Annotated in this window: 21 protein-coding genes and 3 pseudogenes; 19 read left to right on the plus strand and 5 right to left on the minus strand. The window is 42.9% G+C overall.

Annotation, left to right across the window (positions count from 1 at the left end; all coding sequences use genetic code 11):
* Positions 1 to 275: 275 nt before the first annotated feature.
* The gene (locus PDUR_RS04755) at positions 276 to 1,031 is read right to left on the minus strand and encodes an SDR family NAD(P)-dependent oxidoreductase (protein ID WP_042205304.1); all 756 of its coding nucleotides are present in this window, start codon (positions 1,029 to 1,031) and stop codon (positions 276 to 278) included.
* A gap of 216 nt (positions 1,032 to 1,247) precedes the next feature.
* On the opposite strand from PDUR_RS04755, the gene PDUR_RS04760 reads away from it, so the two are divergent.
* Positions 1,248 to 2,135, plus strand: a complete 888-nt coding sequence (locus PDUR_RS04760; RefSeq protein WP_042205305.1) for an AraC family transcriptional regulator — start codon at positions 1,248 to 1,250, stop codon at positions 2,133 to 2,135.
* 429 nt (positions 2,136 to 2,564) lie between these two features.
* Here PDUR_RS04760 and PDUR_RS04765 read toward each other — a convergent pair whose 3' ends face one another.
* Positions 2,565 to 3,989, minus strand: coding sequence for a PQQ-dependent sugar dehydrogenase (locus PDUR_RS04765; protein ID WP_042205306.1), 1,425 nt, complete (start codon positions 3,987 to 3,989; stop codon positions 2,565 to 2,567).
* A gap of 207 nt (positions 3,990 to 4,196) precedes the next feature.
* On the opposite strand from PDUR_RS04765, the gene PDUR_RS27760 reads away from it, so the two are divergent.
* From PDUR_RS27760 to PDUR_RS04795, 7 genes are all read left to right on the plus strand, one after another.
* The gene (locus PDUR_RS27760; protein WP_081949390.1) at positions 4,197 to 4,805 is read left to right on the plus strand and encodes a transglutaminase-like domain-containing protein; all 609 of its coding nucleotides are present in this window, start codon (positions 4,197 to 4,199) and stop codon (positions 4,803 to 4,805) included.
* A 291-nt stretch (positions 4,806 to 5,096) separates the two neighbouring features.
* Complete coding sequence (locus tag PDUR_RS04770; protein ID WP_042205307.1) at positions 5,097 to 5,861, plus strand: flavodoxin family protein; 765 nt, start codon at positions 5,097 to 5,099, stop codon at positions 5,859 to 5,861.
* Between the two features lie 71 nt (positions 5,862 to 5,932).
* A complete protein-coding gene (locus tag PDUR_RS04775) occupies positions 5,933 to 6,895 on the plus strand; it encodes a helix-turn-helix transcriptional regulator (RefSeq protein ID WP_042205308.1) in 963 nt (320 codons plus the stop codon).
* 113 nt (positions 6,896 to 7,008) lie between these two features.
* Positions 7,009 to 7,635, plus strand: a complete 627-nt coding sequence (locus tag PDUR_RS04780; protein WP_042205309.1) for a type 1 glutamine amidotransferase family protein — start codon at positions 7,009 to 7,011, stop codon at positions 7,633 to 7,635.
* A gap of 48 nt (positions 7,636 to 7,683) precedes the next feature.
* Positions 7,684 to 8,208, plus strand: coding sequence for a VOC family protein (locus PDUR_RS04785; protein ID WP_042205310.1), 525 nt, complete (start codon positions 7,684 to 7,686; stop codon positions 8,206 to 8,208).
* Positions 8,209 to 8,306: 98 nt separating this feature from the next.
* Complete coding sequence (locus PDUR_RS04790; protein ID WP_042205311.1) at positions 8,307 to 8,882, plus strand: LysE family translocator; 576 nt, start codon at positions 8,307 to 8,309, stop codon at positions 8,880 to 8,882.
* A 24-nt stretch (positions 8,883 to 8,906) separates the two neighbouring features.
* Entirely contained in the window at positions 8,907 to 9,683 is a 777-nt protein-coding gene (locus PDUR_RS04795) for an AraC family transcriptional regulator (protein ID WP_042205312.1), read from the plus strand.
* A 188-nt stretch (positions 9,684 to 9,871) separates the two neighbouring features.
* Here the strand turns inward: PDUR_RS04795 and PDUR_RS04800 are convergent, their stop codons facing one another.
* Entirely contained in the window at positions 9,872 to 10,351 is a 480-nt protein-coding gene (locus PDUR_RS04800; RefSeq protein ID WP_042205313.1) for a MarR family winged helix-turn-helix transcriptional regulator, read from the minus strand.
* Positions 10,352 to 10,519: 168 nt separating this feature from the next.
* On the opposite strand from PDUR_RS04800, the gene PDUR_RS04805 reads away from it, so the two are divergent.
* From PDUR_RS04805 to PDUR_RS04820, 4 genes and pseudogenes are all read left to right on the plus strand, one after another.
* Positions 10,520 to 11,392 (plus strand): SDR family NAD(P)-dependent oxidoreductase, encoded by an 873-nt coding sequence (locus tag PDUR_RS04805; RefSeq protein WP_042205314.1) that lies wholly within the window; start codon positions 10,520 to 10,522, stop codon positions 11,390 to 11,392.
* Positions 11,393 to 11,572: pseudogene (locus PDUR_RS04810) on the plus strand (MFS transporter); the annotation flags it as partial.
* 119 nt (positions 11,573 to 11,691) lie between these two features.
* Positions 11,692 to 12,780, plus strand: a complete 1,089-nt coding sequence (tnpB, locus tag PDUR_RS04815; RefSeq protein WP_042205316.1) for an IS200/IS605 family element RNA-guided endonuclease TnpB — start codon at positions 11,692 to 11,694, stop codon at positions 12,778 to 12,780.
* A gap of 210 nt (positions 12,781 to 12,990) precedes the next feature.
* Positions 12,991 to 14,217, plus strand: a complete 1,227-nt coding sequence (locus PDUR_RS04820; protein ID WP_233277480.1) for a DHA2 family efflux MFS transporter permease subunit — start codon at positions 12,991 to 12,993, stop codon at positions 14,215 to 14,217.
* A 220-nt stretch (positions 14,218 to 14,437) separates the two neighbouring features.
* Here the strand turns inward: PDUR_RS04820 and PDUR_RS04825 are convergent, their stop codons facing one another.
* Positions 14,438 to 14,926: an HPP family protein gene (locus PDUR_RS04825; protein ID WP_081949779.1), complete on the minus strand. Its 489-nt coding sequence runs from the start codon at positions 14,924 to 14,926 to the stop codon at positions 14,438 to 14,440.
* Positions 14,927 to 15,148: 222 nt separating this feature from the next.
* Between PDUR_RS04825 and PDUR_RS04830 the strand changes: the two genes are divergently transcribed.
* The 6 genes and pseudogenes from PDUR_RS04830 to PDUR_RS04855 all read left to right on the plus strand — a co-directional run bounded on the left by PDUR_RS04830 (position 15,149) and on the right by PDUR_RS04855 (position 21,345).
* Positions 15,149 to 16,114: a GntR family transcriptional regulator gene (locus PDUR_RS04830; protein WP_042205318.1), complete on the plus strand. Its 966-nt coding sequence runs from the start codon at positions 15,149 to 15,151 to the stop codon at positions 16,112 to 16,114.
* Positions 16,115 to 16,398: 284 nt separating this feature from the next.
* Positions 16,399 to 16,692 (plus strand): annotated as a pseudogene (locus PDUR_RS04835) (NAD(P)H-dependent oxidoreductase); the annotation flags it as partial.
* A 181-nt stretch (positions 16,693 to 16,873) separates the two neighbouring features.
* Entirely contained in the window at positions 16,874 to 17,719 is an 846-nt protein-coding gene (locus tag PDUR_RS04840) for an oxidoreductase (RefSeq protein WP_081949391.1), read from the plus strand.
* Between the two features lie 126 nt (positions 17,720 to 17,845).
* Entirely contained in the window at positions 17,846 to 19,306 is a 1,461-nt protein-coding gene (locus PDUR_RS04845; RefSeq protein WP_042205320.1) for an NADP-dependent glyceraldehyde-3-phosphate dehydrogenase, read from the plus strand.
* 102 nt (positions 19,307 to 19,408) lie between these two features.
* A complete protein-coding gene (locus PDUR_RS04850; protein WP_081949392.1) occupies positions 19,409 to 20,254 on the plus strand; it encodes an oxidoreductase in 846 nt (281 codons plus the stop codon).
* A gap of 182 nt (positions 20,255 to 20,436) precedes the next feature.
* Positions 20,437 to 21,345: an AraC family transcriptional regulator gene (locus PDUR_RS04855; RefSeq protein ID WP_042205322.1), complete on the plus strand. Its 909-nt coding sequence runs from the start codon at positions 20,437 to 20,439 to the stop codon at positions 21,343 to 21,345.
* 252 nt (positions 21,346 to 21,597) lie between these two features.
* On the opposite strand, the pseudogene PDUR_RS30280 reads toward PDUR_RS04855, so the two are convergent.
* Positions 21,598 to 21,838, minus strand: a pseudogene (locus PDUR_RS30280) (hypothetical protein); the annotation flags it as partial.
* A gap of 283 nt (positions 21,839 to 22,121) precedes the next feature.
* Between PDUR_RS30280 and PDUR_RS04865 the strand changes: the two are divergent.
* Complete coding sequence (locus PDUR_RS04865) at positions 22,122 to 23,453, plus strand: fibronectin type III domain-containing protein (protein WP_042205325.1); 1,332 nt, start codon at positions 22,122 to 22,124, stop codon at positions 23,451 to 23,453.
* Positions 23,454 to 23,676: the final 223 nt, after the last annotated feature.

Genomic DNA, 23,676 nt, shown 5'->3' on the forward strand with positions numbered 1-23,676 from the left:
TGTATAAGAGTGGGGGATTTAAACATAATTGCAATTGTAAGTGTTAGGATTGGAGAGGGGAGGCATATATCCTTTTCACCGTCTCAACACATGTGGAGGCTGTCGTTTTAATGGTTCGTAACGGATAGGCGATCCCGAGAATGATGCAAAATGAAGGGGTGTCCCATAAGTCATGATCATGACGATGGGACACCCCCTTTTTGTCCGGGCTAAACAGCAGTCTGCGCATTAATTGTTCTTTCGAACCGTACATTACATGGGGAATATAGCTTACTTTAAAGCAAATGTCCGCCAGACACTTCAATGTCCTGGGCTGTAACCCAGCCGAAGTCATCGGACAATAAGCTCACAATGACCTTCGCCAGATCTTCGGGTTGGCCGATTCTGCCAAATACAGATTGCTCAGCCAGCGGCTTAATGAATTCAGGATGTTTATCGAATACTCCGTCGCCAAAATTGCTGTGCGTAGGGCCGGGCGAAACTGCGTTTACCCGAATTTGGCGAGGGGCAAGTTCTTTGGCAATGTAGCGAGTCCAAGTTGAGAATGCTGCTTTTAACGAGCCGTAGACGGAATAGCCCGGAAATGACTGATTTTTAGATGAGCTCGTGGTATTTACAATAGCTCCAGCATCCTCCATGAATCCGACAAGTTGTTGTGTTAGAAAAACCGGTCCTTTGAAGTTCGTATTAAGAATCATGTCGAAGTATTCTTCGCTCATCTCAGTGAACATCATGGGCCCACCGACACCGCCATTATTAACTAAGTAATCAAAAGTGTTTCTGTTCCAAATGTCTTGGAGGCTCTTTTTCACTTCTAGAATAAAGCCTTCGAATGTTGATTTTCGAGTCAGATCCAGCTTCAGTGCGAGTGCCCGGACGCCTGCATTCTTCTCAATTTCCTTTACGACATCTTCTGCCCGGTCCTTATAGGAATGGTATGTGAGAATGACGCTAATTCCGCGCTTGCCAAGCTCAAGTGCCGTCGCTTTTCCAATGCCATTACTTCCACCTGTTACAATCGCAATTTTCATAAGATCCTCCTTATTTTGTGTTCGATCTGACTTAAATTTTAGTCGCATCTGTGGCAATAAAATAGACCTGAAAATGCCTTTGGATTGCCTAAAAACACCATGATACTTTTCAAGTTGCACGAATTATTCTTTATATTCGACATGGGAGTAACCCAAAAATACCGATTTATATAACGCCCTGTTGAGGGATAAGAAGTCGTATGATAAACTAAATGCATGAATAACGTCCTTGATGAAATCATTGATCTGATGAAAGACGCAGGCACTAGGCAGAGTGAGACCGGAGTACCGGGGCTAAGTATGATTAAGGGAGACATCCCCGCTCATCAACTCGCAGCGCTCTACGAGCCGATGATTGGTTTCACGGTTCAAGGAACAAAGATTCTCTCCATCGGGGAGCGTAGCACTGACCTGGAAGGGCCATCATATTACGTGTTGCCGATGCATGTTCCTGCAACGGCGAGTGTACATCCAGACCGTTATGGCCGTCCTTACATGTCACTTGGTCTCAAGTTGAATCAGAATGTTCTTCAGAGTTTATTAAGAGATCTCCCTGAGAATCTACTACCGACTGCTTCCGGGCATTTCGCAGCCTGTGCCATGGATATTGAACTTATGGAGGCATGGCTGCGCTTATTGCGATTATCGAAGACATCAAGAGATATTCCAGCTCTTGCGCCAGCTTATGAGCGCGAAATCCTTTACCGCGTTCTGATGGGACCACAAGGATGGTATCTGAGGCAATTTGGTCTGCGGGAAAGTAATTTATCAAGAATTTACCAAGTTGTAAAATGGTTTCGCGGTAATTTTATGAGTCCAATAGACATTGGCGAGATGGCATCAAAATCCGGTATGGCTATAAATACCTTTCACCGTCAGTTTAAAAGGGCAACGGGTTTAAGTCCTATTCAATTTCAAAAGCAATTAAGGCTTTTGGAGGCCAGGAACCTCATTGCATTTGAGGGCTATCCAGTAGCAAGTGCCGCATATCATGTTGGCTATCAAAGCCCCTCACAGTTCAATCGGGAGTACTCTCGCTTCTTCGGTTCATCTCCAGCTCGGGACACTGAGAACCTAAGACGAATCGAAAACACGAGGGATTAGAAAGTTATGCCAAGAGCCGCGAGAAGTTCAGGTATTCACTCCTGAGATCAAGCGGCTTTTTAGGAGGATTTAATATGGTGTTTCTCAAAAAATGCGTCCAGGTTGCCCCCATTAATTGTTATTATTTATGTTGACTCTGCTTACTCTACACATGTGGAGTGCTGTGCGTTGCTGGTGAGGGAGTAGTAGGGCCAAGATTAATCTAATTGAATACATTTCAGAACTCAAGTTCACCTTTACTTGAGTTTTTTTACGAAATTTTTCTGGACGGTCTGACGAACTTCCTGAACACTTTCGCCTCGTTATGCATGAATTGGACGTGCCGACGGGAGCTTGCTGTATCCGGGCGCTAAGGGCCACTGTAGACCCTAGCGCCTATATGGAAATTTGTTGGCATCCGACTTTTTCAAGCAGTTTTGATCCTATAAATCATGGAACAATTTCATATACAGTACCTTGGTTAAAATCAGCCACCTTCATAGAGCCATAAACCCCTAAATATAGTCTGGTTTGATCCAGATTCGTTCCCAAACTGACATAATAAGCGGATTGAGACCCAAAATTATAATCGGTTTCTATAACGCTAAAATCATTTAGTTTACAATCTGTTCGTACTCTGGTGTAAGCTAAAACTCCTCTAACCGGAGGTTGGGATTCTTCATTCCGAGCCAGATCGGTAAACACAACGCTTCCTGTTAATTCTGGGATTTGGTTCCCCATATATGGCTGGACTCCTGTAAGTGCAGTTGCTCCAAACTTATCAGACCTGGGATCTTTATGAAAATAACTAATTAGAGGCTGAAGACGCTGTACGGAAGTTATTACTGCTTCATCGTAATAAGCAATTGTTTTCTCATCCAAAGTCGAATTTGCAGAGCAGCTCCTTATTAGCGAAGTAGGAAAAGCACCTTCCCATCCCCGCCAGCCAAAGTTAATAAATCCTTCCTGGTCAGGTTCAGAGTTCATTAAAATACCCTGAACAAGCCGGGTAACCGGTATTGGTTTATAATGAACGAATGAAAAAATGGACTCTACCAGATCCTGTCCGACATTTCCCACATATTTGATATACTGATTATAATACCGTTGAAACGAAATACCTGGTATATTGCGAACCCCTTTGGCAATCACCGTAAGCGTTTCCTGAATGGGTACGGGAAGTTCATTAAAACGTGTAACTACGGGAGGATTATCGATATATGTATTCTTAGCTACATCAATTTCAATTATTTTGCCGGCCATTTCCATATCATCCTGGCTTAAATTAAATGGATCATAGCCTGACCCGCCATCTCCGGTTGTTACAACAAGCTTTCCTGTTTCAGGTGAAAAGTTTAAGCTATTGACACCATTATGATTTAAAAATGGTCTTCTTAAATAAAGTAGTGTCCGTCGTTTTTGAGGCTGACCATTCGATTGTAAAATCCATTCTTCAACTGTATCAATATGATCATATTGAATATCCCTATTTATCCACTTTAGGTTTAAGGTATTGGGGTCACACGGGTTAGGTTTAAACGATTCAAAAGCACCTGGAAGAGCACCTGATCCTTGTGTTCCAGCTACTGAATAATGAAGATAAAACAGGCCATTATAATAAAATTGGGGATGAAACGCTAGTCCTAATAGTCCCCGTTCATCATATCCACCACTAGAGATGCCTAATTTTAGGATTCGCGGGCGAATATCCAAAAAAGTCCTTATTACTCCATTTCCTATGCAAAAGATCTCTCCTACCTGGGTTGCAATAAATAATCTTTCGATTGAGTCACCCGGAAGTATAGTTGTTTTCAAAACAGTGGGCAAATTTATCTTACTAACAATGGGCCGTAATCTAACTTTAACTTTTATCAACTAACTTAACCTCCTTCTTATGGTTTTCTTTTATAAAAATATGATTAGGACTGCTCTATTATTACCAAGCTAAGGCCGGGGAATCTGATGATCAATATTGAATAATAACTCGTTTTAGTGCATAATTATTCTTGCCATCTGGTGGATTTGTCAGAGTTGAAAAAGAAACTTTTGCTATACAAATAAACATTTGAAGGTGAGCGGGAGATGAACTTGTCATTTGATTCGAATTCATTAGAAGATTATTTAACAGAAACAGAGGAAGTTGATTATAGTCATCTATCTATTAAAGAAAAAGCATCGGAATTATATTCAACATCGACTGACGAAGACCATTTTGTGAAAAAGGCTTACGAATTTGTTCGCGACGAAATATCGCATTCATGGGATATTCAAAGTTCACGAATAACATGTAAAGCCTCGGAAGTATTGTTTTTTAAAGAAGGGATTTGTTATGCTAAGTCTAATTTGTTATGTGCTATTTTAAGAAACAAAGGGATTCCGACTGGTTTTTGTTATCAAAGACTTACAATAGGAGATACACCGGATACGGGATACTGCATTCATGCTTTAAATGCGGTTTATCTTAAATCTATCCGAAGATGGATTCGCTTGGATGCTCGTGGAAATAAGCTAGGTGTTAATTCCGAATTCTCTTTAGACAAAGAAAAACTAGCTTTCTCGGTACGGAGAGAATACGATGAGTTGGATTATCCTGTTGTATATAAACAGCCACACCCAAAAACAATAGACGCATTAAAAACAAATAAAGATTGTATTATGATGTATCTTAATGCTTTGCCATCCAGCTTATAATCAACTACGGTTCAACTGTAGTTTAGCCTTCATACATTCGTTTTCAAACAAAACCCACACGGTTAGTGATTAGAGGCAAACACCAATCTGTGGACACAATTTTGAATTGTTGTCACTGTCTACTCGTCACATGTGGAGTCCATAGTCCTGTTGCAAAGAGAAACAGCTGAAAAATAGTTATGGTAGAGTATGGTTGAATGGAATATATTGGGGTTAGGGCGTGAGAGTGATTACTATCATGCCTTTTCTTTTTGAAAGTTGAAACATTAAAAAGCCAAGGAGGTGTGAAGATTGAAAATACTTGCAATAATCGGGAGTCCTAAATCAAATGGAAATACGTATAGGACTGTTAATCAAATAGAAAGAGAATTGAATGAAAAGAATGATGAAATTGAATTTGAGTATATCCAACTAAGCAGGATCAGGCTTGAACCCTGTAAAGGATGTTATGTATGCATCGAAAGGGGAGAAGAAAAGTGTCCGTTAAAGGATGATAGAGACAGCCTGGAAATAAAAATGAAACAGGCTGATGCAGTTATATTTGCAACGCCGGTGTATACATATAATGTATCATGGATAATGAAGAACTTTCTGGACCGCTTTGCTTACCGCTGCCATCGACCAGATTTCCATGAAAAAAAAGCAATGATAGTAGTGTCAACGGGAGCAGTTGGTCTTAGCTTCGTTGCTTCGTATTTGTCTTTTATGCTTGGTACAATGGGATTTATAACCTGTGCAAAAGTAGGAGTAACCTTTGCTCCGCCACATGAAAAAAATGAGAAGAAATTGAAGAAGGAAACGAATAAATTAATTAGGCAAACTGAGGTATTCTATAAAAAATTAATTGATACAAAGCCTGTAAAGCCATCGTTTTTAAAACTTTTAGCATTTAAAATGCAGCAAAAAGCATTTTCAAGTGCACCTCAAGACTTGGCTGATTTTAAATTCTGGAAGGACAAAGGTTGGCTGCAGAAAAAAGAAGATTATTATTATAAAGTACATGTAGGAAAAGTTAATAAAATAATAGTATCCCTTATTTCCAAATTCATAGCTTAAGAAATTAGATTTTGCGATTCACAAAGCTAATAATTTAGTGAGATCTTTAATAAAAGATGAGGGTTCATGTTATGCCAAAAAACGATAATATGCTGGCAATTCTATGGATGCTGAATTCGGGCGTAAAAATGACTGCAAAACAAATATCCGAAAAGTTAGAAATAAATATAAGGACAGTTTATCGGTATATTGATGCACTATGTGCCAGTGGAGTGCCTATAATATCCGACACAGGTCATAATGGCGGGTATAGCTTGCTGAATAATTTTATCAGAGCACCTCTGCTATTTGATATTGAGGAAAAAAAGGCACTCCTTCATGCTGCTGTTTTTGCAAAAGAAGCCGGATACCCTTTGAGTGAGGCATTAGGCAATGCGACATCAAAATTGAAAATGTATTCGAATCAGGAGCAGGAAAGTATACTTAGCCGTCATTTAGCCGGATTTGAAGTTATAAACCGCAGGGGAGGCACTTCTGTTCAGCCGGTATTGGCGGAATTGGAGCAGGCTGTAGCAAACGAATTCTCTGTAGAAATTGATTATCGCACAAGCCATGAAGAACAACCCAAGAATAGGGTGATCGACCCCTATGGCATGGTTTACTGGAATAATAAATGGTATACTGTTGCATTTTGCCACCTAAGGAATGAGATCCGCAGCTTTCGGGCAGACCGGATTCTACAAATCAAGCGTACTCAAATAATATTTAAGCGTTCCGAAGCTTTTTCGGCCCGTGAATTTTTCATGCAAAATCTGTTACCCGATTTAGCGGGCAAGGACGGGTTAATTTCTTTAATTATCGAAGGCAGGTCAGAGGCATTGGATGACTTATGCCTGCATTGGTTTTTGGGGCATCATCTGAAAGAGCGGACATCAAATCAAGCAATCTTTTTACTTGAGGAAAAATCAATTCATGCATATGTCCCTTATTTTCTCCTATCCTACGGGAAATCCATTCAAGTCATCGAACCACAGAGTTTGAAGGAAAAACTTGTTGCTGTTGCGTCGGAGTTAATGGAATATTATCAACTTTAATAGCTTCACTGACAGCGGATGTCAGTGAAGCTATTTTATAATGATGATAATCATTGATTACCGATGAATGGTTGGTATCACTTGATGAATTGTAAAATGAGGAGAACTTGCAAATGAATAATACGGTATATCTTTATGTGTTTGACACCATGTCAGACTGGGAAATAGGTTACTTAACTGCCGAACTGAACTCGGGAAGATATTATAAGAAGGGGCTGGCCCCATCAAAAATAGTTACCGTGGGAATTGAAAAAACTCCTGTGACTACAATGGGCGGATTGAAAATACTGCCTGACATCAAACTGGATGAGTGCAGCATTGAAAGCACAGATACATTGATTTTGCCCGGTGGAGATACATGGACAGAAACAATTCACCAACCCATCTTAAAAGTCGTTGAGAAGTGTTTAAAGGAAGGTGTATTGGTTGCAGCGATTTGTGGTGCTACAATGGCACTTGCCCAGACAGGATTGCTGAATTCACGTTGGCATACAAGCAATGATCTGGAATACCTTAAAATGATCTGTCCCACTTACACGGGCGAAAAGTATTACAAAATGGAGTCTGCTGTAACTGAAGGAAAACTGATCACTGCATCTGGAATAGCTCCGTTGGAATTTTCTGTGCACGTCTTGAAAGCTCTGGATGTGTTTTCTTCAAAAACATTAGATGCTTGGTATAGTCTTAATAAGACTCATGAATCCAAATATTTCTATGAGCTGATGAATTCAATCCAATGAAGGTATAAGCATAAAATTGATATGTGATCATTTAAAGGAGGAGTAAAAATGACTGAAAGCATAAAATATACGGGAGTGTCAGGTAAATATACAAAGAATGGAATACCCAATGGCTTTACAACTATTACCCCGTTTATAACAGTGAAGAATCCTTCGGAAGCAATAGAGTTCTATAAAACTGTTTTCAATGCAAGGGCTAAGGATATAACTGAATATCCTGATGGAAATGGCAATAAAATAATTGTTCATGCGGAATTAGATTTTGGAAATGGTTTTTTGCAGCTGGGAGCAGCGAATCCGGCATATAAATTGGTCTTGCCGCCAGATGAAGACAATGCGTGTTATTCTTTAAGAATTTACGTAATTAATGTTGATCAGGTATTTAAAAATGCGGTAGCAAGAGGAGCAAAAGTAAGGGAACCGGTTGCAAGCTTTGTTTCAGGTGATCGATTCGGAAGTATATTGGATCCGTTTGGAGTAAGATGGTCTATTATGACTAGGATTGAGGATTTGTCAGAAGAAGAAAGTAGTCGGAGAGTTGCTGAATGGGCCAAAAGCTTAAGTGGAGAATAAATGCAATCTTTCGAAAATAAACCTGCAATAATATACTATAGGCCATTTCATTTTAAGATGTATAGTCATGGGAGAATACCTTGAAAGGAGTTTCCCTCATGAATATTACATCTTTTTTATTATACTGTATTATTATCACTATAACGCCGGGGCCTACTAATATCGTCATATTATCCACAGTGCATAATTTTGGGACAAAAAAGGCAATGGAATATACGTATGGAGCTACTATTGCTTTTGGTCTATTGCTTGTCATTTCTGCTATGTTGAATACTATGCTTATAACGGCAATGCCTAAAATTTTAATTGTTATGCAGATCATCGGAAGCTTTTATATGTGCTATCTTGCTTATCAAATTTACAAAATGGATACATCAAAACCAACTGTAAACCAAACGGGTACCTTTGTGTCAGGCTTCCTTATGCAGTTTTTAAATCCCAAGGTGCTACTATTTACAATGACTGTAATCCCTAGCTTTATTCTGCCCTACTATACCGCCATGCCTGCGGTAACAATAAGTGTTATAACTATAACTCTTATTGGATTTTTAGCCTTTATTACATGGGTTCTTTTCGGTACAATCTTCAAGGCGTTTTTACAAAAGCATACAAGGGCTGTTAATGTAATGATGGCTTTATTTTTAGCTTATGCTGCAGTAATGATATGGGTGTAGGTAAGCTATGAAGAGGTGAATGAAGTGGACAAATTTATCTATAAAAAATCGGCAGGTATTACTGCGTTGTCAGCAAGCATGACTGATTTTACGTATAAAAAGCACTCTCACAAGGAGTATGCAATAGGTGTAACATTACGTGGTATTCAAGAGTATAACCTGGATGGCAGTTTGCAATTATCCTATCAAAATGGGGTTATGCTTTTTAATCCGGAACAGGCGCATGACGGAATGGCACATGATGAGGCCGGCCTTGATTATGTAATGCTATATATTGAGCCGCAATTGCTTTTGGAGGTTATTGAGAAAAAGGATATCGTACGTTTTTCAACGCCTATTGTGTATGATTATACACTTGAACAAAAAATATTAAGTCTTTCTAATGCAATATTAAGCGAAAAAGATGCGGCTTTGTGCAGCGAGTTACTCTTATCCCTTACAGATAGCCTTATTCAAACGAATCTTTCAACAGAATATAAGAAAGATAACGCTCTAATTAGAAAAGCAAAGGATATGGTTCATACCAACTTGGAAACTGTGCTTAAACTTGATGAGATATGTAACGAGCTTGATTTATCGAAATTTCAGTTTATCCGATTATTCAAGGCTCATACTGGAATTTCACCATACCAATACTTTCTTAACTGCAAGATCGAACGTGCAAAGCAGTTGATAGAAAAAAACGGAGATATTTATTCAGCAGTAGCTGAATGTGGTTTTGTTGATTTAACCCATTTGAATAAACACTTTAAAAGCGTATATGGAACAACAGCATTTGAATACAGGTCGCATATAAATTGAGGAGTGGAATCGGCGGTCCAATGAAACAGACTACGAAAGTCCTTTTGGCCAGTCTTATTGGCAGTACGATTGAGTGGTATGACTTTTTCCTCCTTATCTTTTGCCAGAATTGAATGAATAAGGAAGTCCCACTTTTCAAGCAAAAGAACCTTCAAATCCACACATGAAGTGGAGCTGAAGGTTCTTTTTCATGCGTGAGGATGATCCAATCCATTAAATTTTCTGAGCATCGTAATGAACGCTTCGAGCTGATCATTGTCCCAATTGGAAATTCGCTCATAGAATGCGTTCTCTTTCTCTTTAAGGGCATGAATGGTCATTTGGTGCCCAAGCTCAGTGAGAGACAGAAGGACCCCTCGTCCATCATCAGGCGAATTTTCTCTATTCACATAACCCAAAGTCTCAAGCTGTTTAATAAGGCGGCTAACGGAGCTGCGGTCCATGGCTGTGGATTCCGCGAGAGCGGCAGCGCTTGTTGGTCCGTAGGAATAGAGCCAACGAATAATATGGAAGGCCGCAGGCTGGATGGAAGGATCGAAACGTCCTGCAGTTCTGACACTTAGCGCATGGGAGGCGCTGATAAGCGCATGAAGCTGTTCGCCAAGCTGAAGTTCCAATTGCTCTCTTATCTCATTTTTGCCTAGGTCATGATCTTGATTATGTTCCACTGCTTTGCCCACATCCTCTATCGATAAGATTAAATCCGCGTAAGTAGTTGATATATATCCATTAAATCAATATAGTTGACATATGTCAATCAAATATTGACCATAGCCATTTTTCTAAAGCTTAGGAATTATTGCACAAAAAAGTATACCACACAGAGGAGAATTATTATGACTAAACCCATCGTCGTCATCACTGGAGCAACCAGCGGGCTGGGGCGAATTGTTGCCATGGATTTGGCGAAACGCGGTGCTCACCTTGTCATGACGGCCAGAAGTAAGGAGAAGGCTGAGGCAACAAGGCAATGGATCAAAGGAAGCTCACCTTCAACAAAAGTAGATTTCTTTTACGGGGACTTGTCCCTGATGAAGGATGTGAAACGTGTTGGACAGGAAATTACAGCTGCTTTTCCCAAGATTGATGTGCTGGTGAACAATGCGGGGCTCCATGCCTTTGAACAGCGGAGTACCTCTGAGGGGTTTCCTGAAATGATTGCGGTGAACTACTTGGCCCCATGGTTATTGACACAAGTGCTGGAACCATCCTTAAGAAACGCGGGAACGGCCAGAATTGTAAATGTGGCTTCAGAAGCCTCGCGAAATCACGGGACTTTAAAGCTGCCGGGTGATTTAACCGATACCACTCCATTTACAGCCAGAGGCTCATCTGCCATCTACGGAAAAACCAAGCTCCTCAATATTATGTTCACAGCTGAACTGGGCCGCCGGTTAACCGGAACCGGAATCAGTGTAAATGCATTGAACCCCGGGTTCAATGTTACAGGACTTGGACGTGAGCTTTGGTTCGCGCCCATACTTGAACGCATCTTAAAATTACTCCATATTGGCGATCCGCGAAAAGGAGCTGAAATCATCACCCGGCTGGTTGTGGACCCGAAGTACCAGAAGGTGACAGGAGGATATTTTAACGTTGGCACCGGGGATTCCATTAAACCTGTGCACCCGGGCGGGGATACCGAAATGCAGAACAAGCTATGGAGGGCAACCGCAGATCTTTTGGAACAAAAAGGAGTGCTGAATTAAATGAACAAGATTAATAAAGGACCTCTGTTGTTCATCATGATATTGGGCGCTTTCATAGCCGTTCTGAATCAGACGATTATGAGTGTGGCTATTCCAGAATTAATAACAGATTTTAACATCGCGGCCACAACGGCTCAATGGCTGACAACAGGGTACATGCTGGTAAATGGAGTTTTTATCTTATAAAGCCGAGAAGACTCCTTCCTCTATAGGGAGGAGATGAATCGGCGGTTTTTTTGTCCTGAAGCGAACATATGTGCTATAATTGAAATATCCTACACTTAAGGAGGCCCCGTGGCATGTTGGTGCATAAAGCTTACAAATATCGCATCTATCCCAATCCCAAGCAACGGCAACTCATCCTTCAAATGTTTGGCTGTTGCCGCTTTGTCTTCAATCATTTCTTAGTCAAATGGAACGAAACCTATGCGGCAACAGGCAAAGGGTTATCCTATAACACCTGTGCCACACAGCTTCCTGCACTCAAACAGCAATTTGAATGGTTGAAATCGGTTGATAGCATTGCTTTGCAATCGGCTGTGCGGAACGTGGCAGACAGCTTTGAACGTTTCTTCAAGAAACAAAATCAGGCTCCACGCTTCAAAAGCCGTAAGCATCCTGTGCAAAGCTACACCACCAAATACACCAATGACAACATTGCTATTGACGGAAACCGGCTTAAACTTCCGAAGCTTAGCTGGATTCGTTTTGCCAACTCCAGAGCGTGTGAAGGTCGCATTCTTTCGGCTACCCTGCGGCGAAATGCGGCAGGTAAGTATTTTGTATCCATCCTCTGTGAAGTGGAAATAAAACCTCTGCCGCAGACCGATAAGGAGATCGGCATTGACCTTGGACTCAAGGAATTAGCGGTCTGCTCTGATGGGTTGCGGGTTGCCAATCCCAAAGTGTTTCGCAAATATGAACAAAAACTTGCATTTTGGCAACGCCGCATGGCTCGCCGTAACAAAGGGGGCTCCAATTGGCAGAAAGCCAAACAGAAGGTTGCCCAAATCCATGAAAAGATCGTCAGCAGCCGCCATGATTTTTTGCATCAACTCACTACGAAGCTGATTCGTGAAAACCAAACGATCAGCATCGAAAATCTGAGCGTGGCGAACATGCTTAAAAATCACCGGCTGGCCAAATCCATTGCTGATGCGTCCTGGAGTGAATTTGAACGTCAGCTTTCGTATAAAGCGGAATGGTATGGACGAACGGTGAAGATTGCCGATACGTTCGCCCCAACGAGTCAAAGGTGTCATGTATGCGGCTATATCCATCCCGAAGTAAAGAAATTGTCTGTGCGGCAATGGGAATGTCCATCGTGCCATACTCTTCATGATCGAGATGGAAATGCGGCACAGAACATCAAAAGCCTTGCTGTTTAAACGTCAAGACCTCCTTTCCTTTAGATATTTTCCTAAGGTAAAAATCTTAAAACTCTGGGAAGATCAGTATAGATTTTCCTTTGGAAAACTGCGGGAACCGCAGGGATCGCTTGGTATACGATTTTTCGTGAGAAAATATCGATATGAATTCCCCTCGGTAGAAGGGATTACCCAAGAATCCCCCACTTCAAGTGTATGCTAAGTGGGGGAGTGTTCAATCCTATAACAGCCTATCTGATGCAGCGTTTTACGACCCGTGAATTATTCCTTTCAGCTATGCTTGCGTTTCTTGCCGGATCTGTGGTATCTGGAGTAGCTCCTGGCTTTGAACTGCTGCTCATCGGCCGTCTTGTGCAGGCTGCGGGAGCAGGCATCATTATGCCGCTGTTGATGAATGTTGTGCTTGCCATCTATCCTGAGGAGAAGCGTGGAGGCGCAATGGGGCTCATTGGAGTAGCCATTATCTTTGCTCCTGCAATCGGTCCGGCCTATGCCGGATATATGCTGGACCATTACGTCTGGCGCTCCCTGTTCTATGTCATTATTCCGTTTGCGGCGCTGGTTATCCTTCTGGCCTTTTTTTTCTTGAAAAATGTAACGGAGCGGGCCTATCCCAAGCTGGATATTGCCGGCATGATTTTGTCCACTGTTGGATTCGGCACTTTACTATATGGATTCAGCAGAGCAGGCGCAATCGGCTGGACAGCGACCGAAGTTATTGTAACCTTGCTCGTTGGCTTGATTTCGCTGGTTCTGTTCTCAGTAACCCAGCTTAAGAGCAAAAATCCTTTGCTGGAACTGAAAGCATTCAAATACAACATGTTTACGCTGACTACCCTTATTAATGTTGTTGTGACGGTGGTCATGTATGCGGATATGATGCTGCTTCCAATCTATTTGCAGAACATGAGGCACTATACGGCATTTGAAGCCGGAATTTTGATGCTGCCGGGCGCCTTGCTTATGGGCTTGCTTATGCCCGTTGCGGGCCGACTGTTCGACAGGTTTGGAGCAAGATGGCTGTCGGTCATCGGCATCGCCATTACGATTGTGACAACGATCGGCTTTACTTCGTTAACGGACTCCACAAGCTATACCTATCTTCTGCTATTGTCCACCGGCAGACGAATCGGAATGGCAATGTTCATGATGCCGATTACAACCGCGGGGCTTAACCAGCTTCCGGCTTCGTACCATGCTCACGGAACCGCCATTTCCAATACGGTCAAGCAGGTGTCGGGCGCCATTGGCACAGCGCTTCTGGTCACGATTCTGACCAACCGTGCACAGTTTCATGCGGTTAGGAATAGCTGCCGAAGGAGTGATTCACGATCAGGCGCAATTGCTGCAGAAGGCCTCTATAGCGGGGATGAACGATGCCTATTTAACCGTTATTATTTTTGGAGCAATCGGGCTGGCGATGTCCTTCTTCATTAAGAAAACAAAGCAGCGTGAAGTCGCTCTGCAAGGTGAGTTGATACAGGCTGGAACTGGTAGGAAGGCTTGAATTGCCAGCAGATCATGTATGGGGTCGCGGAGAGTTATTTTCGCATGCTGCTGAATGAATAAATGAGATATGTGATTGTATAATGCAAACAACCGATCCTAAGATAGGGTCGGTTGTTTGCATTTGGTATCCCGAAAAGGGATTATCTTTTTATCTCCAGAATTTCGGATACTGACGATGTTCATCCAGGTTATTGATCAAAAGGGCAATGATCACGATAATCAAAGAGCCGATGAGAACCGGATTAATCAAGAAAGACCATGGACTTCCTGCCATAATAACGACAATTGGATTTGCTCCCGCAGGCGGATGAGTCGTTCGGGTTACATGCATTAAGGCAATAGCTAATCCTACTCCTAGAGCAAGTACCCAAAACCCGTTGCCGAATATATGAAATAGCAGTAATCCAACCGCAGTGGATATCAGATGTCCTCCGACAATATTTCTGGGCTGAGATAAAGGGGCGTCCCAAACACCGAAAGCCAGAACGCAGCTAGCTCCAAACGGAGCCATTAGCCATACAGCCGATGTCAGGCCAGTCAATAAAGCCAATAGGCCGATCGCGACAAACCCTCCAATAAATCCGATAAGTGCAGTCTTGAACGAAACGCTCAGCGGGTTTTTTCCCGATCCTGCCATTTTGACAATGAAACGATACCATGCAGATGTCTGTTCCAAAAAAATTACTCCTTTCTGGTATTAAATTAATAGTTAACTATGAATATGTGTAAATAATATCAGGGGCTTATGTCAATGTCAATCTGTATATTTGAAGCTCGGCACGTGAAATATACAAATGTATAGTAATATAGTAAAATTAAATATGCAGATCAGAACCTTTTCTAAGAACGGAGAATCCCTATGAGTACAGAATTACTGTTAAAAGCTGATTCAAGATTGAACTTTAGCGTGAATACGCAGATTAAAGAACAATTGAAATGGCTAATCGGGCTTGGCCGGATTATTCCGGGCGACATGCTTCCATCCGCGAATCAAATGGCCGATTTATTGGGGTTGAATAGGAATACAGTGAATTTAGTTTACACGCAATTGCGCGATGAAGGTTTGTTATCCATGCATAAAGGCCGGGGCACACAGGTCTTGGATAACGCCAAAGTCGATGAGCTGAGAAAGAGCCGCGAAACGATGCAGCAGCTTGCGATGAAGACGATTGAACAGGCGGACGCGCAGCGAATCCCTCTGGCAGATATTTTTATCGCCGGATTGGCCTATGTTCTGCTGAATGATGCGGATGTATCCGAACGCATGCGGATCGCGTTCATTGAATGCAAAGAGCATGATCATCTCTTTTACCGCAAAGAAATCGAACGAATTACACACGCTGAAGTCACAACCGTCTTTTTGGAGGACCTTGCATCAACGGAAAGCTCGATAACGGATGCACTTGAACAATCGGATGTGATCATCACCACTTTGAATCATGCCGATGAGGTTAAAAAATTGTTTTCTCCATATAAGAAAATCATTCATGTGATAGGCGCAACGATCGAAATGCCCTTGTTATTAGAGATTTCCAAGCTGAAGTCCGGAAGTAAGGTAAGTTTTGTATGTCTCGGAAAGGCAGGCGGACAATGGATGGCTCGCAATATTCACGACGCTGGCATTACACAAATCGAATCCCAAGCAATCGGCATTGATCATCGCGATCAATTGCTTAAAACCATCGAATATTCGGACAAGGTTTACGCATCTGCCGCCGTATTTAAGGAACTAAAATCACTGGCTCCCGATAAAGTGGAAATGTATCCAATGGTGTTGGAAAAAAGCAGTGAAAACATACTGACAGAAATCTCTGAAAAAGAATGAAGTTGATCGAAGCGCACCCTGCGTTCGTCAAGGACGGCGCAGCCGTTTCTTCTTAGCCGACTAAACATGTACTAGATGCACCTCCAAGAATGGACGTTGGAATAACCGCCTTGGTTTATCCGATGGAGTTCTTGCGGGTGCATTTTTCTTTTCTTTAAGCGGGTATGAGCTAAATGAACAAATAGATCGGACCTTACAGAAAAGCGAGAAGCACCAAATATACGTTAAAGTTAATTCATCAACAGGAATTCAAAATACGAATTTCGAGAATGGGAGGGATTATCGTGAAAACATTGGTGCTTGTCGCTCATCCTAATTTGGACAAATCCCGAGTGAACAAGACTTGGTTGGAGGAAGTAAAAAAGGTTCCGGATCAGATCACCGTGCATGATTTATACGCTTCTTATCCGGATTGGCGGATTGATGTGCAAAAAGAACAAGAACTCGCCATGAAGCATGATCGGATCATTTTCCAATTTCCGTTCTATTGGTATAGTTCACCTCCGCTGCTAAAGAAGTGGTTGGATGATGTCCTGACTTACGGCTGGGGCTATACGTCGAAAGGAGGAAAGCTGCGAGCAATTTAATCGGAACTGAATTGTTGATGCCGTTCACGATCTTTGATACGGATGATAAAAGCGAGGAAGATTTAGTTTCGAGCGCTCGTTAATATGCAGAATTTCTGCTTGCTGATGAGATTACCAGGTTTCCAAGTAGATAATGTACAACAAAAAATAAAACAAAAGGATGGGATTCAATATGACTAATCAGAAAGTTTGGTTCATTACCGGGGCGGCAAGAGGCATTGGTTTGGAAATTCTCAAGGCTGTGTTGGAAACCGGGGATAACGTAGTTGCGACAGTCCGGAAATCGGCAGACTCTTTAGCCGATCAATTAGGAAACCCGGAGAATCTTCAAGTTGTTCTGCTGGATATTACCGATGAGCAACAGGCGGTTGAGGCTGCGAATCAAGCCATTGAGAAGTTTGGCAAAATTGATGTCCTTGTGAATAATGCAGGATATGGGCTTCTGAGTGCGGTTGAAGAAGCCACTGCGGATGAGGTGCGGAACAACTTCGAAACGAACGTCTTCGGCTTGTTGAATGTGACCCGGGCGGTCCTGCCTCACATGCGTCACAAGCGTTCCGGACACATCATCAATATCTCGTCCGTTGGAGGATTGAGCGGATATATCGGATGGGGCGTATACGGTTCAACCAAGTTCGCCGTTGAAGGATTGACGGAGGCCCTTGCGTTGGAATTGGCTCCGCTTGGAATTCATGCAACCGTAGTAGCCCCGGGCTTCTTCCGTACGGAATTTCTGGATACTTCGTCGCTGACGCGGTCAGGTAACATCATTCCGGATTATGAGGAAACGGTGGGAGAAATAAGAAAAATTGCGACCCAGGCAAATAAGAAACAGCCGGGCGATCCCGTCAAGTTGGCCAAGGCAATCGTGCAGGTCGCAAACGCGGAGAAGCCGCCGGTCCACTTGCCACTTGGCAAGGATTCGCTGCAAAGATACCGGGAAAAGACGGCAAATTTTGAAAAGGATATTGAAGCTTGGCATGACGTGATTACAGGCACTGATCATGATGATGTCTAATTCGTAGGACAAAAACTGGCGCTGCCGCTGGCGGCCGTTTCTAAACTAAGGTATTTGTTCGGGTAGATTTCGCAGTCTTCGGATCGGAAATATCAAAATAACTATCATTTTAAGGAGGAATTTCTGATGATTTCAGCATTATTAAATTCAAAAAAGGTACCCGTTTATAAAACTTATATTAATGGAGAATGGAAAGAAAGCAAATCGGGTCAGACCCTTGACATCTACTCGCCCTATTCTCGTGACGTAATCGGTAAAGTGCAGGCTGTTACGGAAGAAGAGGTGAATGAAGCTATTTATTTCGCACACGAGGCACAGAAAAGCTGGAGAGAAGTTTCGCTTCAAGAGCGCGCAAAATATTTATACAAGTGGGCAGATGAATTAGTCAACATGCAGGATGAAATTGCTGAAATTATTATGAAAGAAGTCGGCAAAAGCCTAAAGGATTCGGGGAACGAAGTATTACGCACAGCGGATTTCATTCGTTACACAATTGAAGAAGCGCTTCATATGCACGGAGAAAGCATGAAGGGAGACAGCTTTCCGGGTGGTTCAAAATCTAAATTAGCGATTATTGAACGTGTTCCACTAGGAGTAATATTGGCCATTCCTCCATTCAACTACCCAGTAAACTTGGCTGCGGCAAAAGTAGCTCCAGCATTAATGGCAGGAAACGCTGTTATTTTCAAACCTGCTACACAAGGGGCGATTAGCGGTATTAAAATGATCGAAGCTCTTCATAAGGCAGAACTTCCAAAAGGTCTTATTCATATCATGACAGGCCGGGGTTCCGTCATTGGTGATTACCTAGTTGAGCATAAAGGAATTAACATGATTTCCTTTACAGGCGGAACCAACACAGGAACTCGTTTGGCGAAAAAAGCAGGAATGATTCCACTTGTCCTTGAGTTGGGCGGAAAAGATCCTGGTATTGTGCGTGAAGATGCGGATTTGCAGGAAGCAGCCAAACATATCATCAGCGGTGCATTTTCATATTCGGGCCAACGCTGTACAGCAATTAAGCGTGTACTGGTACATGAAAACGTGGCGGACGAGCTTGTCAGAATTTTAAAAGAGGAAGTAGAAAAATTGTCTGTAGGCTCTCCGGAGGACGGCAGTACAGTCGTTCCATTGATTGATGATCAATCTGCTGATTTTGTTCAAGCTTTAATTGACGATGCGCTAGAAAAAGGTGCTGCAGTTGTAATAGGGAACAAGCGTGAGCATAATCTAATTTACCCTACGCTGCTTGATTATGTTACAGGTGAAATGCGCGTAGCTTGGGAAGAGCCATTTGGACCTGTACTGCCGATTATCCGTGTATCATCTGATGAAGAAGCAATCCAAATTGCAAATGAATCCGAATTTGGTCTGCAAGCCAGTATCTTTACAAAAGACATTAATAAAGCATTTGCGATTGCAGGTAAAATTGAAACAGGTTCCGTTCAAATTAATGGACGTACAGAACGCGGTCCGGATCATTTCCCCTTTATCGGTGTGAAAGGGTCTGGTATGGGGGCACAAGGAATCCGTAAGAGCCTTGAGTCGATGACACGTGAAAAAGTGACAGTTTTAAACCTGTACTAAGGCATGCAGAGGAGGGATCTATCGTTTTTGCAGTTGAAACTGTGGCGGACGATCCAACTCATCAATATCCGTAAGCAATAAAACAAAAGGATGGGATTTAATATGACTAATCAGAAAGTTTGGTTCATTACCGGGGCGGCAAGAGGCATTGGTTTGGAAATTCTCAAGGCTGTGTTGGAAACCGGGGATAACGTAGTTGCGACAGTCCGGAAATCGGCAGACTCTTTAGCCGATCAATTAGGAAACCCGGAGAATCTTCAAGTTGTTCTGCTGGATATTACCGATGAGCAACAGGCGGTTTCGGCTGCGAATCAAGCCATTGAGAAGTTTGGCAAAATTGATGTCCTTGTGAATAATGCAGGATATGGGCTTCTGAGTGCGGTTGAAGAAGCCACTGCGGATGAGGTGCGGAACAACTTCGAAACGAACGTCTTCGGCTTGTTGAATGTGACCCGGGCGGTCCTGCCTCACATGCGTCACAAGCGTTCCGGACACATCATCAATATCTCGTCCGTTGGAGGATTGAGCGGATATATCGGATGGGGCGTATACGGTTCAACCAAGTTCGCCGTTGAAGGATTGACGGAGGCCCTTGCGTTGGAATTGGCTCCGCTTGGAATTCATGCAACCGTAGTAGCCCCGGGCTTCTTCCGTACGGAATTTCTGGATACTTCGTCGCTGACGCGGTCAGGTAACATCATTCCGGATTATGAGGAAACGGTGGGAGAAATAAGAAAAATTGCGACCCAGGCAAATAAGAAACAGCCGGGCGATCCCGTCAAGTTGGCCAAGGCAATCGTGCAGGTCGCAAACGCGGAGAAGCCGCCGGTCCACTTGCCACTTGGCAAGGATTCGCTGCAAAGATACCGGGAAAAGACGGCAAATTTTGAAAAGGATATTGAAGCTTGGCATGACGTGATTACAGGCACAGACCATGATGATGTCTAATTTCAAAGTCGAATAAGATTCAATTGAACCGGGGGCGTTTGCACTCCGGTTTTTTTAGTTCCACATGTTGTACGCCAAGGTGGATTTTTTGTTATGATGAAGATAATCTTCGCTGTATTTACATAAGCATTTGCAAAATGCTCACATGACTGTTTGGATCTCTTTTATAGGAGGAAGTACAGATGTTTTTGCAAACCGCAAAAGTAGCAAAGGTTCCTCACGATCTGGCTAGAGAACCGTATAATCAAGGGATCTTGAAGATGAAAGGGCTATCCGTTGTTGAGTCTTGTACCTTTACAAAAGGTTTAAAGGGAACGATGTTTTTGGAGGACCATCTGCTTTTGTTTGTACTGGATGGAAGCTACACGGTAAGATTCGGCAGTCAGGAATATATCGTACGGAAGAATGAAATGGTCCTGCTGCAGAAATCGATCGTGATTGAATATGAGAAATCGGGAGAAGAAGGTTCTGGCTATGTTTTGGACTATATGATGTTCTTTCTTAAAGAAGAGCTGCTCACCGAATTTATCAAAATGGCAGATCTCGAAAGTAACCATCCATCAGCGTTAGTACCCGTATCTGTCAAAGCGGTCAATGAACGATTAATTAATTACATCTATTCAATGAAACCGTATTTCAAGGAAACCGATAACATCAGGGATGGATTGATTAAAGTAAAATTGTTGGAATTATTGTTTGATGTTGCGGATGCTGACGAACAGTTTTTATACCAGTTTTTACAGCTCAAACGTACAAAGAGGAAGAGCATAACCGAGGTGGTGGAGGAGAATATAACCAACCCTGTTTCGCTAAATGATCTTGCTTACCTGTCAGGCAGAAGTTTGTCAGCTTTCAAACGAGATTTCCAAGCGATCTACAATACATCACCGTTACGATGGATCCGTAGTCGCCGGTTGGATATCGCGAAAGAGATGCTGCTTCTTACCTCTTTATCCGTTACGGATGTTTGTTTTTCAACTGGATTTGAGAGCGTGGCTCATTTTTCCAAGGTGTTTAAAGAGAGGTTTGGCGTGGCTCCATCCACATGCAAGCAGCCCCTGCAAAAGCCCAATCAGGAGCCTACCCCTTGAAATGCTCCTACCAAGTCTATCCTCTCAGTGTACATGCATGACTTGATACGAATGGCAGGAGATAAATATGCAAAAAGATGTATTTGTGCATCCATACCTGGAAAGATTGAAGCTGCACGATAATTTACTTCCTGATATAAGCGCTCTTCGGAGGATTCATAAGCAGCACTTGCTTAACATCCCCTTTGAAAGGGAGATAAGCCTTGAGATAACTGGGCAAACCGGCGATCCATTGTTGGAGTTGACTTTTACGCTGAGGGAGGAGAGGAACTGTCGCCACGCGAATCGGCTATGATTTAAGAACCGATAAACGGCGTCTTTGCCGGGAAACGATTCTGCTTTATCACTTTCGAGCAACCGAAACCAGTTCTTCTGATGAAACAACAGGACGAATACGAGTTGGAACAGATAGGCTGCGGTATAGCCAAATTTTTTATTGATTTTCCCGTTTCATAATTATTATAGCACGCTCAGTTCTTTGAAGGCAGGTTATTTCTTGGGGGAGTTGATTGCACACAATCACTATATCAAACAGAAGCGGTGTTTTCTATTTTGTAAAGCATCTTATTTTATCAGCCGATTTGCTTCTTCCACCAAGGGTTTACGCTTATTTTGGCTCTGCGAAGTTTGAGTTTGTATTTATAATTCAGTTAAACATTTACACATGGAAAAAATAGGTATAGATTATAGACGGGAGTAAAAAATAAGGTAATTGTTGGAGGTGAAAAGGCTCGCCAGTTTTGCTCTCAAAATAATAAAAATAGGAGAGAAAGAAAATGAAGCAATCCGTTATGAAAAAAATGACCGTTTTTTTCATCGCAATTTCCATGCTAAGTGTATCTTTCCTGGGCACCGCATCCGCTTCGACCGCACCCGCTTCGGCACCCATTCGGAATATTATGAACGGGAACTTTGAAACGGGGGACTTTACCTTCTGGACCGTAACCGGAAACGCCTTTTCGGTCGTCAGCGACACGAATTGGGGCTGGGGCGGGGATTTCAACCAAAAAGGCAAATACCATGTTTGGGGTTACAAAAATGCCGGAGATGCGGGAACAGGAACGCTGCAATCCAAAGGCTTCACCATATGGGGCGGCAAATATATAGACTTCCTGATCAGCGGCGGCAACGATTTGGACAACCTGTATGTAGCCCTGGTAGATGGAACCAACGGCCAAATTCTGGCGAAGGCTACCGGCAACAACGACGAATCCTACCGCAGGGTGATTTTTGATGTCACTCCCTTTCAATACAAAAGCGTCTACTTTAAAATCGTAGATAATTCCACAACTCCCTGGGGGCATATCAATGTGGACGATATCCATACGACCGCAGATACCCCTTTCTCGGATTCCTACAGCACGCTGCCGAACCATGATTTTGAAGACGGGAATTTGAATGGGTGGATCGTGAACAGCGGTAACGCGTTCAGCGCGGAAGATGTGACTTCCGACAGCACTTATTGGGATGGACAACCCTTCAACCAAAGCGGGACTTATCATTTATGGAGCTATAAAGTCGGCGGAGACGCGGATACCGGCGTTATGCAATCCAACTTCTTCAGAATCGGCGGTCAAGGTAAAATCGATTTCCTGATCTCCGGAGGAAATGATATCAATAACGAGTATGTGGCGTTGGTAAGAGGTTCCGACGGAAAAGAATTGTTTAAAGCGACCGGGTCCAATTCGGAACAATACACCCGCGTCTCTTGGGACGCCTCGGTCTATGGCGGCGACTATGTATACGTGAAAATCGTAGATAAAGCGACAGGCGACTGGGGCCATATTAACCTGGATGATCTGAATGTACAGGCAGTAAACTATTCTGTTAAAAACGATATTACCCCTCCGACGGCGCCAACGAATCTTGTGGTCACCAATAGGACCAGCACAAGCGTGACCGTCTCCTGGACAGCTTCAACGGACAACATCGGCGTAACTGGCTACAACTTTAAAAACAACGGCTCTTCTACTCCTACCTACAGCACTGAAACAAGCCGTACGTTCAACGGCATGAGTCCGGGGGGTACGTATAACATCTCGGTCAGCGCAATCGATGCGGCCGGCAACGAATCCGCAGATAGCAACACGGTCGTCGTTCAGAACTAGCCTAAACTCTACTCTATAAAACGGGAAGCTCAAACGCGCAGAGGCGTTGGGTTTCCCTGATTTTCCCAGACATGCTGGATGACGGATTAGCTCTGCGAATGATTAACGCTATCCTGTGTATCTCGAAAGAGTTTTTCAAGTTTCATGTCCAGGAAAACCGAATCTCTTCCAATTATTTCCTCAGACATCAAACCGTTTAGAATCGAGCAGGAACTTGTGCATA

The sequence above is a fragment of the Paenibacillus durus genome (assembly GCF_000756615.1).
Lineage (GTDB): Bacteria > Bacillota > Bacilli > Paenibacillales > Paenibacillaceae > Paenibacillus_AQ > Paenibacillus_AQ durus.